The sequence below is a fragment of the Ruegeria sp. CDSC081 genome, from assembly GCF_059610485.1.
Genome location: NZ_JBXWNS010000008.1, coordinates 92,941 through 104,777, shown reverse-complemented (window position 1 = coordinate 104,777; position 11,837 = coordinate 92,941). Strand labels below are relative to the sequence as shown.

Genomic DNA, 11,837 nt, shown 5'->3' with positions numbered 1-11,837 from the left:
GCCTGACATGACCAATCCCCTGTGGTTCGATCCCAGCTTGTGCCTGATTGGCGGCGCGTGGCAGCGGCCTGCGTCTCAGGCCGATTTGCCGCTGATCAACCCGTCGGACGGGTCCGAGCTATGTCGGATCGCGCGCGGGGATGCTGATGACATCGATGCTGCGGTGAACGCGGCGCAAAAGGCGCTGGATGGGGACTGGGGCCGCAAAACCGCACTGGAGAGGGGCCGCATTCTGACCCGATTGGGCCAGATGGTGCTGGAACGTGTCGATGATCTGGCTGCGTTGGAGGCGATGGATGTCGGCAAACCCCTGACACAAGCGCGCGCCGATGCGGTGGCACTGGCGCGGTATTGTGAGTTTTACGGAGGCGCGGCGGATAAGGTGATGGGCGAAACGATCCCTTATCTGGATGGCTATACCGTCTATACCCTGCGTGAACCGCATGGTGTGACGGGCCACATTGTGCCGTGGAATTATCCTATGCAGATCATCGGCCGCTCTGTCGGGGCGGCGCTGGCAATGGGCAATGCCTGTGTGCTGAAACCAGCGGAAGAGGCCTGTTTGACCGCGCTTGCCTTTGCCCATCTGGCGCAGCAGGCCGGGTTGCCGGCGGGTGCTTTGAACGTGGTTCCGGGGCTGGGGGCCGAGGCCGGGGCGGCGCTGTCGGCGCATCCGGGGATTCAGCATGTGTCCTTCACCGGCTCCGTTGCCACCGGCGCGTTGGTGCAACAGGCCGCTGGGCATAACGTGGTGCCAGTGACGCTGGAGCTGGGCGGGAAATCCCCGCAGCTGGTGTTCGACGATGCAGATCTGGATGCGGCCCTGCCGTTTCTGGTGAATGCGGGCGTTCAGAACGCAGGGCAGACCTGTTCGGCCTCCTCCCGCGTTCTGGTGCAACGCGGAGTGTATGAGCAGGTCAAATCGCGCATGGCCTCGGCCTACTCCGAGTTGACTGTTGGGCCCGCGTCCGAAGATTTGCGCCTGGGGCCCCTGATTTCAGCACGTCAGAAGGACATCGTGACCGGATTTATCGACAAAGGCGCAGATCTGAATATCGTGGGCCAGGGGCCGATTGTTGGTCACGCACCCGAGACTGGCGCCTATGTGCAACCGACCTTGTTTGCCGACGTACCCTCTGATCATGTTTTGGCACAGGATGAGATTTTCGGCCCAGTCCAAGTGCTGATCCCCTTTGAGACCGAGGAAGAGGCCCTGCAGATCGCCAACTCCACCGATTACGGGCTGGTTGCCAGCATTTGGACACGCGATGGCGCGCGGCAGATGCGGCTGGCAAAGAAGTTGCGGTCGGGGCAGGTGTTTATCAACAATTACGGCGCTGGCGGCGGTGTGGAGCTGCCCTTTGGCGGTGTCGGGAAATCTGGCCATGGTCGCGAAAAAGGGTTCGAAGCGCTGTACGGGTTCTCACAGGTGAAAACGGTAGCTGCGTTCCATGGTTAGGGCCTAAACGATGACCTCGATTGGCTGTTGCACCCCGACGCCGAAGACACGCTTGTAGCGCTCAATCTGATCTGCCGGACCCATCGCTTTTTCCGGGTTGTCCGACAGTTTGACCGTCGGGCGACCATTGGCCGAAACCGCCTTGCAGACCAACGAGAAGGGTGCCAGCGCGTCATCGGGAACCAGCCCTCTGAAATCATTGGTCAGCAGCGTGCCCCAGCCGAAGGATACTTTGGTGCGGCCTGCAAACTGACTTTGCAGTTCGCGGATTTTGCCGACATCCAGACCGTCAGAAAAGATCACGCGTTTCTGTTTGGGATCCTCACCGCGCGATTGCCACCATTTGATCGCAGTTTCTGCACCGGTTGCCGGATCACCGCTGTCGATTCTGATGCCGGTCCATCCCGCCAACCAATCTGGCGCGTCGTCCAGAAAACCCTTGGTGCCATAGGTATCAGGCAGGATGATCCGTAGGTTGCCGTCATGTTCCTCGTGCCAATCGCTAAGCACGTCATAGGGTGCCTGCGCCAGTTTCTCATCAGTATCAGCCAGCGCAGAGTAAACCATGGGCAACTCGTGGGCATTGGTGCCGATGGCCTCGACCTCGCGCCGCATGGCGATCAGGCAGTTCGAGGTGCCGGTAAATGCAGGGCCCAGACCTTCGATCATGGCTTGGACGCACCAGTCCTGCCATAGAAAGGAATGCCGCCGTCTGGTGCCGAAATCGGCGATGCCCAGCCCCTGAATCCCTCGTAGATGTTCGATTTTCTCCCATACACGGGTCATCGCACGAGCATAGAGAATTTGTAGCTCGAACCGCCGCATCGCATTCAGCACCGAGCGGGATCGCAGCTCCATCAGGACTGCCAATGCGGGAATTTCCCACAGCATGACCTCGTGCCATTTGCCTTCAAAGGTCAATTCGTACTGATCACCTTTGCGTTCAAGGTGATAGGGCGGCAGTCGCAGGTTCTCGAACCACCCCATGAAATCCGAACGGAACATCTGACGTTTGCCATAGAAGGTATTGCCGCGCAGCCAAGTGCTTTCCCCCCGGCTCAGGCTGAGTGACCGAATGTGGTCCAGTTGTTCGCGCAGCTCTCCCTCATCAATCAATTCAGCCAATGGAATGTGATTCGACCGGTTGATAAGTGAAAACACCACATCCGTTTGGGGCTTATTTCGAAACACTGACTGGCACATCAGCAGTTTGTAGAAGTCTGTGTCGATTAAAGACCGGACAATCGGGTCAATCTTCCATTTGTGATTGTATACTCGCGTCGCAATATCGACCATTGGGAACTCCTGCGATTTCCGTTGTTAGATCAATAGGTGCGTGGAATGGCAAGAGTCGCTAAATTGATGACAATGACAAGGTCAAGTCACAATGCGAGCATATTGTGGGGTCTTTTCACCGGTTAGTGGAAAGAGGGGGATGGATAGTCGAGGTTTAGTTAGTGAATGGTTCTCGAGTACGACTTTGATATTGTAACGATCGCTTCGGGGGAAAACGATCCGGAGGCGACCCCGTCAGGGGCGCAAAACGGACGCAAAGTGCGTGCGCTGTTTCGGAATGTGAAAACAGCCGATGCATTGCGGGCAGCGTCACCCAAAATACGCAAAATTTTTCATGATGCCGGTTTTGGTCTGGATTCGACGCGCAGCGAGATTACCCATGGATATTACCGTCCACAGGATACGGCGGACAGGGATCGCATTCTGCGAGCCTTGTTTCACAATATCCGGACGACGGGAGTCAAAGGCGAATATTGCGGCGAGTTTGATTTCCTGAAGTTCATGAACGATGTAAAAGCCGCCAAGCCGCGCGCCGGGTTGCCCAAAGAGGTTCCAATGTGGAAACCCAGGCCACAGCAGGCGGAATCGGCCGGACCAAATCGCCGAACTGTACCAGGCCGGGTTGGGTTTGCTTTGGGGTTGGCGGTGATTATCTTTGCGCTGCTCAAATATCTGGCGGCTGCGGGGGCAACCCCTTAAATCAGCCGAACGCCAGCATCTTTCATCGCGGTCTCTGCCGAGGCCAATGACCCATCCAGGTTAATTGCCCGGCAGGCTCTCATCTGAACTGACACGTCGAAACCCAGCCGCGCTGCGTCAACCGCAGAGTAGTAGACGCAGAAATCCGTGGCCAGTCCGACGAGTGTCAGTCTCTCGATTTCACGGGTGCGCAGATACCCTTCCAACCCGGTGGGCGTGGTCTGGTCGTTCTCAAAGAACGCCGAATAGCTATCGATGTTGCTGCGGAACCCTTTGCGCAGGATCAGATCGCCATCCGTACGCAGGTTCGCATGAAATGCTGCCCCATTTGTTCCCTGCACGCAGTGATCTGGCCACAAAACCTGAGGCCCATAAGGCATCTCGGTCATGTCATAGGGGTTTTTGCCCGCATCGCTGCTGGCAAAGGACGAATGCCCCGCAGGGTGCCAGTCTTGAGTCAGGATCACCGTGTCAAAATCTGGCATCATCGCGTTGATCGGAGCCACGATCTCATCCCCGCCGGGAACCGCCAACGCACCGCCGGGACAGAAATCGTTCTGAACATCGATCACAATAAGGGCATGGGTCATGGGGACCTCCTTCGGTTGCGTTATCGGTAGTGGGCGCGACAAGGGGCGTCAATCCGGTCTCTTGCGACTCTGTCCGCGCGGGTTTAGACCGCCCGCATGTATACGATCGCTGCTCTCTATCATTTCACCCGGTTCGCCAACCACGAAGCCCTTCGTGCGCCCTTGCTTGAGCTGTGCCGCGCACAATCGGTCAAAGGGACGCTCTTGCTGGCACAGGAAGGGATCAATGGCACTATTGCCGGACCCCGGGCTGGCATTGACGCGGTTCTGGCCCATATCCGTGCGCTGCCCGGCTGTGCTGATCTGGAGTTGAAAGAGGCCACGTCTGACCAACCGCCATTTGGCAAGATCAAGGTACGCCTGAAAAAAGAGATCGTGACCATGGGCCAACCGGATATCGATCCGCAAGCCCGTGTCGGCAATTATGTCGAGCCCGAAGACTGGAATGATCTGATCCGCTCGGATGATGTGGTGGTGATCGACACCCGAAATGATTACGAGGTGGCAATCGGTACGTTTGAGGGCGCGTTAGACCCTGAAACAAGCAGTTTTCGTGAATTCCCCACCTGGTGGGAAGAAAACAAAGACCGGTTCCACAATAAGCGTGTGGCGATGTTCTGCACGGGTGGCATCCGGTGTGAGAAATCCACCAATTACCTGTTGGGTCAGGGGGTCGAGGATGTCTATCACCTGAAAGGTGGCATCCTGCGGTATCTCGAGGAAATGCCCGTCGAGAACAGCACCTGGCAGGGCGAATGCTTTGTGTTCGACAACCGCGTATCCGTTGGGCATGGGCTGGTCGAAGGGCCGCACAACCTGTGCCATGGCTGCCGTCGCCCGATCCTGCCTGAGGATGTGAAACGTGCCGAATACGAACACGGCGTATCCTGCCATCAATGCATAGAGGAAACCTCTGAGGTCGACAAAACCCGGTTCCGGGAACGTCAAAAACAGATCCTGCTGGCACGTCAGCGGGGACAGGAACATCTGGGCACGGACTGATTTTCTGAAATCTGGTTGCCACGCAGGACAGTCCACCGGATAATCCCGGAGATTTCAGCGCGTTGGAGGTTCCATGTCCCGAAAACCCACGACCTTGGAAGAATGGAAATCAACGCTGCTGGCGGCAGCCGCAATGGTGGTTGCCAGTTTCCTCGCATGGTTCGGTCTGTCCCGTCTGAGCGAGGGCACCGCAGGCGACACGATCGGTACGATCGCCTCTGTGGGGCTGGTTGTGTGGATGGTGTCTCAATCCTGGTTTTATATGACTCAGGTGAAATCACCGCGCCGCATTCTGTTTTTGATGGGTGTGTCCTTTATACAGGTCGTTCCGTTCCTGTTCGCCGCTGCCTATGGCGCATTCGGCTACCAGGATAATTGCGTCATCGGGGCGCAAGGGCCCGCTGATATCCTGTATTTTTCTTATGTTACCTTCACCACCGTTGGGTACGGCGATATGTCCCCAACCGGGCTGTGCCGCGCCCTGGCCGTGGCCGAGGCGGTGACCGGCTATATCCTACTGGGCCTGTTCGTCGCGGCGGCGGTGGCGTTGTATGCCCGCAATCATAGTCCGGATTAGGCTCTGATTTCGCCTATTTGTTTTGATCTATCCAACGCGACATCATCTGTTTGTCGCGAAAACACTCCGACGGGATTGGGCGGCGTTTGCTGCGCGAGATACGTTCGGCAAAGGCAACCTGCTTGCCGGTCGGGTAATTTGCAAATGGCGAGGGATCATCAGGTTTGTGTTTGGAAATCCAGGCAGACATGGACTGACGGTCGCGCTGTGCCTCGACCGGGATCTCAAGTGCAGTTTGCTCCGCGATGGCGCGGGCATAGCGTATCTGCCGATCGGTGGCGGGCAGCAGGTGATAGTCGTTTGTCGGGCCGTGCGGGGCGGCGTTTCGCAATGAATGGGCCAACGGTTGATCCTCTGACTATGTAGAACATAAATAGAACATTAACCGAAAATTTCAAGCCGCGGCCTGTTGGAATTGGCAGGAAATCGCTTTGGATCAGTTTTATTGACTGCTGAGTCAATAAAATATAGATGCGGAGGAAACAGCTTCTGATCAGGGAATCCCCACAATGAGATTTCAGCCCAAGGCGAGCCATTTCATCAACGGTGAATATGTCGACGATACGACCGGAGCACCCATAGACGTGATCTACCCTGCAACAGGGGAAGTGATCGCACGGCTGCATTCTGCTACTCCGCAGATCATAGATCAGGCTCTAAACAACGCAAAATCGGCACAGGCAGACTGGGCCGCGATGTCTGGGACCGAAAGGGGCCGTGTTCTGCGCCGCGCCGCGGACATCATGCGCGAACGCAATCGTGATCTGTCGATCATCGAAACCCACGATACTGGAAAACCGCTGCAGGAAACGTTGGTTGCCGACGCTACTAGCGGAGCCGATGCGTTGGAATATTTCGGAGGTCTGGCGGCCTCGCTGACCGGCGAGCATATCCCGCTGGGTGGTGGGGATTTCGTCTATACGATCCGTGAGGCGCTTGGGGTTTGCGTCGGAATCGGCGCGTGGAACTATCCAACCCAGATTGCCTGCTGGAAAGGCGCGCCTGCTTTGGCCTGCGGCAACACGATGGTATTCAAGCCTTCCGAGACCACGCCCTTGTCTGCTCTGCAAGTGGCCGAAATCCTGGTCGTGGCCGGGGCACCAAAGGGTGTCTATAACGTAATTCAGGGTTATGGCGATGTGGGCGCATCACTTGTGACGGACCCCCGTGTTGCCAAGGTCTCGCTGACCGGATCGGTACCGACAGGGCGCAAGGTTTATGCCGCAGCAGCCGATGGCATGAAGCATGTCACGATGGAACTGGGCGGCAAGTCCCCCATGATCGTGTTCGACGATGCGGATATCGAAAACGCCGTGTCTGGCGCCATTTTGGGGAATTTCTACTCCTCGGGTCAGGTCTGTTCCAACGGCACCCGTGTTTTTGTACACAAAGGCATCAAAGAAGCCTTCCTCGATCGCCTGTCCCAGCGTCTGGCGAATGTGAAAATCGGCGACCCGATGGATGAAGAGGTTAATTTCGGTCCGATGGTTAGCGAAAACCAGATGAATATCGCTCTGGGTTATGTTGAAAAAGGCAAGGCAGAAGGTGCGCGTTTGGTCTATGGCGGTGCGCGTATCGAAGGCGACGGGTTCTACATTCAGCCCGCCGTCTTTGCCGATGTGACCGATGAAATGGCCATCGCGCGCGAGGAAATCTTCGGCCCGGTTATGTCAGTGTTGGATTTCGAAACCGAGGAAGAGGTGATGGCCCGCGCCAATAACACCGAATTCGGTCTGGCAGCCGGTGTGTTCACCAAAGATCTGACCCGAGCCCATCGTATTGTGGCCGCTTTCGAGGCCGGCACCTGCTATATCAACACTTACAACCTCGCACCGGTTGAAGCCCCGTTTGGAGGGTCAAAAATGTCTGGGGTCGGGCGGGAAAACTCGAAATTGGCAATCAATCATTTCAGCGAGATGAAAACGGTCTATGTCTCGATGAATGACGTCGAGGCACCTTACTGACTAAATCCAAAAATTCAGGCTCTGTTCATGGGGTTTTCCCTCTGGAACAGAGCATTGGATGCCGCGGTTCGTCAGGAGATCAGCCCTGACTCAGTGGCCACCCTGAGTTTTTCCCAGACGTTTCAGTCCGCCCTCACAAGTGCGAGAAGCTGAGCGATTTTCTCTCGGGCGTTGGCGCTGTTTTCAAGCAGGGCAGTTGCATCCGCCAATGGTCGTTCTTCAATCCTGGTTACAGGTTCTGCTAATGCCAGAGTCGCCCGCCTGACCTGTCCAAATTTTTGGTCGGCCTCAGGCTGCGGGACGTCTTCCATATCAGAAAGCCAGAACAATCTTTCTGCTTCGTTCACCCTGTCAAACTGCAACAATACCCGCCCTGCATTTTCAAACTCACCTATATCCAGATCGGCCTGGGCCCGCAGTGACATGGCCTTGTCCGAGGGGTCATCCCCTAACTCCAGCAAGGCTTTGTGTGGCTGGCCGGACAACAATGCCGCCTGCGCGCGCAAAAGGGCTCGGTCCTTTCGCCTGATAGTGTCCTGAGGTCGGTTGGACCAAAATAGCGTTGGACGGGCAAACCCCAGCGATGCCAACCTTTCGGCAATGGAGATTGCGGTTTCGGTTGTCAGCGATTGTGCCATCGGTTCGGGCAGGTTGAAGATGCGCCGCAAAAAGGTATCGTCGTCGGCGCGCGCAGTCAGTACTTGAACGGCCCGGTCCAGCGTTTCAGCTGAATTCGGAATATCTTCTAACAGATCAAAAGATTGGTCGAACTCTTGGCCCAAACTCAGCGCCAGCGCATATGTACGTTGCATAAGTGGGCCGATCTCAGATCGGCGCAATTCGACCGTATAAGATGCGGCAAGTTCGAGCTCCCGGGCGGAGGCTGACCCGCGTTCCGCCCACCGCTGTTCAATCAGTCGCGCCAGTGCCAGAGGCGCTTCGAGCCCCGCTTCCGAGCTGCCCACCACGTCTTTCAGCAAGGTTTCGGATTTTTCCTGATTACCTTCGGCCTTTGCAACACCGGCCTCGGCCTGAATCGCGCCGGGGCTGGGTTTGGTTTCGATGCGATCAACAGCCCGCAAGACGCGCCGCGCGGCTTCAAGTTTTTGGGCTGCAACGAAAATGTCGGACAGCATAGGTCCGACTTGCCGACGCAGATGATCCGGTAGTCGCGCAAACGATTGTTCCATAACCCTTATCTGGGCATCTTCGGCGAGCTTACCCTCGGTCAGAGCGGCCCAGATTGCGGCGTCACTTTCGCAACGCTGTAGGTCGCGGAATGGATTTGACCCTTTCAGTGGCCGGTTGTCCAGAACAGCGGCAATCGCAGAAATCCGGTTCGTTTCCGGCGTCTCTTCACCCATCCAGCCAAGGCTGCGAACCGCCTCGGCACCGAAGCCGAAATACGCATAGAGCTTGGCAAGCTTCATGGCCCGTTCTTTGTCAACGCGATCGAACTCCTGAAACAGGCCAGTGCGCAGCTCTGCCACCTGTTCGGGGAACAGGCGCCCATCGGACCAGCTGTCAAAGCCTAGCTCGGCGCTGGAAAAGCAGGCTGGTTTCTTTTCCAGTTGTGGAATGGATGGTCCCAGCAAGCCATCCAGATCGTCCAGTACCGACGTAACTGCGATGTTCAGGTCCATACGCGGTGGCATGTCGAGCGATTGATTGCCATTCGAGTTCCTGGGCCCAATCTGAGATAGTTCAAGATCAACCAGATCTCGGTCAGCGCCCTGCAACAATCGCGTCGATAGCTGGTCCTCAAATACCTGCGCATTGAGATTCAAAAGCGGCAATACCAGAGGATCAAGCGCCTGTGGCCCGGGCAGCGGGGCGTTTACCACAGCGGCTTTGGGCAGCGTTGGGGGTGGAATGTCGCTGCTGATCGGTGGAAGGGCTGCCCCCGGCGCAATATCCACAACGATCATCGTGTTTTGATGCAGAAATGCGGTGGCAAAGCAGTCGCAGCCGAATTCCATCTCTAACGCATCACCCGGGTTGGTCTGTGAGATCGCAGACAGACGGTTCTGCGACAGCCGCTGAAACACTGCCCCGGTCTGAAATTCGACATCAAAAAGCGCTATGTCGAGTCTTGCGCCATTCTTCGTTTGCTTCAGACCCCATTCCGTACCCGGGGGCACCTGCACAACAAGACGCGTATATCCGTCATGCTCGCCCGATCGCACAGAAATGTCGCGCGCGCCAGCCTGTCCAGCGGCCGTAAGCGCCGCTGAAACCATTAGGGCGTATCGGATCATGCCGCTGCCTGCTTTAGCTCTTTCAAGGCCTCTTCAAGTTCTGAGAAACCCGGCCTGTTATGGGTGGGAGTGTTCTGCCGTCCGACTTCGATGCACATGGCTGGGTTGTGGTTGTGCAGGTTGGCAACCAGAACCTCTTTGATCAACTGATAGAAGTGATTGTCTTCTTCCACCACGGATTTGAGTTTTCCTGCAAATGGGCCGACCAGCCCATAAGCCAGAAAGACCCCCAGGAACGTCCCGACCAAAGCGCCACCGATCAGCTTTCCCAACACTTCTGGGGGTTGATCAATCGAGCCCATCGTTTTGATAACGCCCAGAACTGCCGCAACAATTCCAAGTGCGGGCAGGCCGTCAGCAACAGTCTGTAGCGCGTGGCTAGAGTGCATGGCGTGGTGAAAATTCGCCTCCATCCGCTTTTCCAGCACCTCTTCGACCTGGTGGGGATCGTCATAATTCAAAGAGGCAGCCCGCATCGTGTCGCTGATCAAATCGACGGCTTCTTTGTCGGCCTGAATTTTCGGATAAGTCGAAAACAGAGGCGAGTTTTCAGGGTCTTCGATATGCTGTTCAACCTCGACCGGGTTGGCCTTGGCGATACGGATCAGCGAAAACAACAGGCACAGCAGGTCACGGTAGTCATCCGGTTTCCATTTCGGCCCTTTGAATACTTTTGCCATATCCTTGATCGTGTGCTTCACGGCGCTTAGGTCATTGCTGATCATAAATGCGCCGACCGCAGCGCCACCAATCATCATCATTTCGAACGGCAGGGATTTCATGATGATGGTCATTTTCCCGCCAGCCGCCAAATAGCCGCCGAACACCATGACGAAAATAACAACAATTCCGACAATTCCGATCATAAGAGGTCTCCGGCGAATTCCGATGCAGGGTTGAAAATCATGGGGGTTACTCCTGCGGAGCCGAAGCGTTTCGCCCGGCCATAATCACGCTGATTGTATAGGCAGCCCCGGGGTTCAGGCCTGCCAAAACACCGGCTGCGGCATCGGGCGGCATCCGTGACAGGAATCCGGCGGCAAAGGTCGGGTCCATCGTTTCAAACAGGGCGGCCGCGTCTTTCGGCTTCATGTTCTGATAGACATCCGTCAGGCGCGTCAGGTCTGTCTCAGCCGCTTTTTCTGCAATGGCCAGCGTCTCACGCAGCGCCTCTTCGGCCTGCTGCAGGGCGGCCAGGCGGGTCTCAATGGCCTCATCGGCAATGGCGAGCGCCTTTTCCCGATCAATGGCTGTGGCTTCGCGTTTTTTCAACGCTTCTTCGCGCCGCAGCAATTCGGTCAGCAGTATCCGGGCTCCGGGCAGCTCTGCTGGGGTCTCTTTCGACTTTGCTTCTGCCTGCTCGGCCCCTTTTGCCAGGGCTGGTGCAGCCTCAAACCCCAGCCGAATCGCGGCTGACCCAAGCATCAACAGTGAAATAACTGTCAGGACACCGCTTCTTGGTCGTTTCTCTTCAATGTGTCCGCTCATGTCGCGGCCTCTCCGCTATTGCGGTCGTGGCGGAAAAACATCAGCCCGCCCGGGCGTTTTTCCTGAGTGTCCTCAAATTTGGACGCCGTAGGATCCTCTGGCTTTTCCACCGCCTCGATTGGAACCTCTTCAGGCTCAGGATCGGTCGTTGGTTCCTCGGCCTTGGGTTCTTGCGGCTTGGGATCTTCAACCTTGATGTCATTGGCGGGTTCTTCGGCCGGAATGACATCATGCATCGAAGCCATCATCAGTTCGAGCCGCTGAGCAACCGATTCCGCCCTTTGGGTCAGTGCCTCAAGTACAAGGCCCGACTGGTCCGAAGCAGTTCGTGCCGAATCAAGCGATTTCTTCAGCTCATCCGCCTGGGATGACAGGACAGCGACCGCGCCACCGACACCTTGTTCCAGATTAGTGAACCGCTTTAACCGACGGGACAGCACAAAACAGTAAAGACCCGCGCCCAGCGCACCTGCGACCAGCAAAATATCTGCAATCAGCTCCATC

General features: G+C 56.6%; 12 protein-coding genes. 5 read left to right on the top strand and 7 right to left on the bottom strand.

What is annotated here, in order from left to right; translation table 11 throughout:
* Positions 1–7 precede the first annotated feature (7 nt).
* Positions 8–1,459, top strand: a complete 1,452-nt coding sequence (locus tag AC2FH9_RS15515; RefSeq protein WP_496678430.1) for an aldehyde dehydrogenase family protein — start codon at positions 8–10, stop codon at positions 1,457–1,459.
* 3 nt (positions 1,460–1,462) lie between these two features.
* Here the strand turns inward: AC2FH9_RS15515 and pncB are convergent, their stop codons facing one another.
* Positions 1,463–2,755, bottom strand: coding sequence for a nicotinate phosphoribosyltransferase (gene pncB / locus AC2FH9_RS15510; RefSeq protein ID WP_142638615.1), 1,293 nt, complete (start codon positions 2,753–2,755; stop codon positions 1,463–1,465).
* Between the two features lie 165 nt (positions 2,756–2,920).
* On the opposite strand from pncB, the gene AC2FH9_RS15505 reads away from it, so the two are divergent.
* Entirely contained in the window at positions 2,921–3,454 is a 534-nt protein-coding gene (locus tag AC2FH9_RS15505; RefSeq protein WP_281973310.1) for a hypothetical protein, read from the top strand.
* Here the strand turns inward: AC2FH9_RS15505 and pncA are convergent.
* Positions 3,451–4,044 carry a bifunctional nicotinamidase/pyrazinamidase gene (pncA, locus tag AC2FH9_RS15500; protein ID WP_496697857.1) on the bottom strand — a complete coding sequence of 198 codons (594 nt, stop codon included), beginning with the start codon at positions 4,042–4,044 and terminating at the stop codon, positions 3,451–3,453. The two genes, AC2FH9_RS15505 and pncA, sit on opposite strands and share 4 nt — an antisense overlap.
* A 96-nt stretch (positions 4,045–4,140) precedes the next feature.
* Between pncA and trhO the strand changes: the two genes are divergently transcribed.
* Positions 4,141–5,046 (top strand): oxygen-dependent tRNA uridine(34) hydroxylase TrhO, encoded by a 906-nt coding sequence (gene trhO, locus AC2FH9_RS15495; RefSeq protein WP_496750647.1) that lies wholly within the window; start codon positions 4,141–4,143, stop codon positions 5,044–5,046.
* Positions 5,047–5,119: 73 nt separating this feature from the next.
* Positions 5,120–5,623 (top strand): potassium channel family protein, encoded by a 504-nt coding sequence (locus tag AC2FH9_RS15490; RefSeq protein ID WP_281973307.1) that lies wholly within the window; start codon positions 5,120–5,122, stop codon positions 5,621–5,623.
* A 13-nt stretch (positions 5,624–5,636) separates the two neighbouring features.
* Here the strand turns inward: AC2FH9_RS15490 and AC2FH9_RS15485 are convergent, their stop codons facing one another.
* Positions 5,637–5,966 carry a hypothetical protein gene (locus AC2FH9_RS15485; RefSeq protein ID WP_496690257.1) on the bottom strand — a complete coding sequence of 110 codons (330 nt, stop codon included), beginning with the start codon at positions 5,964–5,966 and terminating at the stop codon, positions 5,637–5,639.
* Positions 5,967–6,132: 166 nt separating this feature from the next.
* On the opposite strand from AC2FH9_RS15485, the gene betB reads away from it, so the two are divergent.
* On the top strand, positions 6,133–7,587 hold the full coding sequence (betB, locus tag AC2FH9_RS15480) for a betaine-aldehyde dehydrogenase (RefSeq protein WP_496872123.1): 1,455 nt from the start codon (positions 6,133–6,135) through the stop codon (positions 7,585–7,587).
* A 122-nt stretch (positions 7,588–7,709) separates the two neighbouring features.
* Here the strand turns inward: betB and AC2FH9_RS15475 are convergent, their stop codons facing one another.
* Genes AC2FH9_RS15475 through AC2FH9_RS15460 form a run of 4 tightly spaced genes read right to left on the bottom strand, consistent with a single transcriptional unit; the run spans position 7,710 to position 11,836 of the window.
* On the bottom strand, positions 7,710–9,845 hold the full coding sequence (locus AC2FH9_RS15475) for a hypothetical protein (protein WP_496697850.1): 2,136 nt from the start codon (positions 9,843–9,845) through the stop codon (positions 7,710–7,712).
* A complete protein-coding gene (motA, locus tag AC2FH9_RS15470; RefSeq protein ID WP_496872120.1) occupies positions 9,842–10,711 on the bottom strand; it encodes a flagellar motor stator protein MotA in 870 nt (289 codons plus the stop codon). Before motA ends, AC2FH9_RS15475 begins: the two co-directional genes overlap by 4 nt.
* A 46-nt stretch (positions 10,712–10,757) precedes the next feature.
* Positions 10,758–11,333: a MotE family protein gene (locus tag AC2FH9_RS15465; RefSeq protein WP_496872119.1), complete on the bottom strand. Its 576-nt coding sequence runs from the start codon at positions 11,331–11,333 to the stop codon at positions 10,758–10,760.
* Positions 11,330–11,836 carry a hypothetical protein gene (locus tag AC2FH9_RS15460; protein ID WP_496697847.1) on the bottom strand — a complete coding sequence of 169 codons (507 nt, stop codon included), beginning with the start codon at positions 11,834–11,836 and terminating at the stop codon, positions 11,330–11,332. The genes AC2FH9_RS15465 and AC2FH9_RS15460 overlap by 4 nt, the downstream gene beginning before the upstream one ends.
* Between the last annotated feature and the right edge of the window lies 1 nt (position 11,837).

Bases quoted from the DNA above. Each gene is read 5' to 3' on its own strand.
- AC2FH9_RS15505 (WP_281973310.1), top strand. From the start codon at position 2,921: ATGGTTCTCGAGTACGACTTTGATATTGTAACGATCGCTTCGGGGGAA.
- pncB (WP_142638615.1), bottom strand. From the start codon at position 2,755: ATGGTCGATATTGCGACGCGAGTATACAATCACAAATGGAAGATTGAC.
- motA (WP_496872120.1), bottom strand. From the start codon at position 10,711: ATGATCGGAATTGTCGGAATTGTTGTTATTTTCGTCATGGTGTTCGGC.
- AC2FH9_RS15460 (WP_496697847.1), bottom strand. From the start codon at position 11,836: ATGGAGCTGATTGCAGATATTTTGCTGGTCGCAGGTGCGCTGGGCGCG.
- betB (WP_496872123.1), top strand. From the start codon at position 6,133: ATGAGATTTCAGCCCAAGGCGAGCCATTTCATCAACGGTGAATATGTC.
- trhO (WP_496750647.1), top strand. From the start codon at position 4,141: ATGTATACGATCGCTGCTCTCTATCATTTCACCCGGTTCGCCAACCAC.
- AC2FH9_RS15515 (WP_496678430.1), top strand. From the start codon at position 8: ATGACCAATCCCCTGTGGTTCGATCCCAGCTTGTGCCTGATTGGCGGC.
- AC2FH9_RS15465 (WP_496872119.1), bottom strand. From the start codon at position 11,333: ATGAGCGGACACATTGAAGAGAAACGACCAAGAAGCGGTGTCCTGACA.
- AC2FH9_RS15475 (WP_496697850.1), bottom strand. From the start codon at position 9,845: ATGATCCGATACGCCCTAATGGTTTCAGCGGCGCTTACGGCCGCTGGA.
- AC2FH9_RS15490 (WP_281973307.1), top strand. From the start codon at position 5,120: ATGTCCCGAAAACCCACGACCTTGGAAGAATGGAAATCAACGCTGCTG.
- pncA (WP_496697857.1), bottom strand. From the start codon at position 4,044: ATGACCCATGCCCTTATTGTGATCGATGTTCAGAACGATTTCTGTCCC.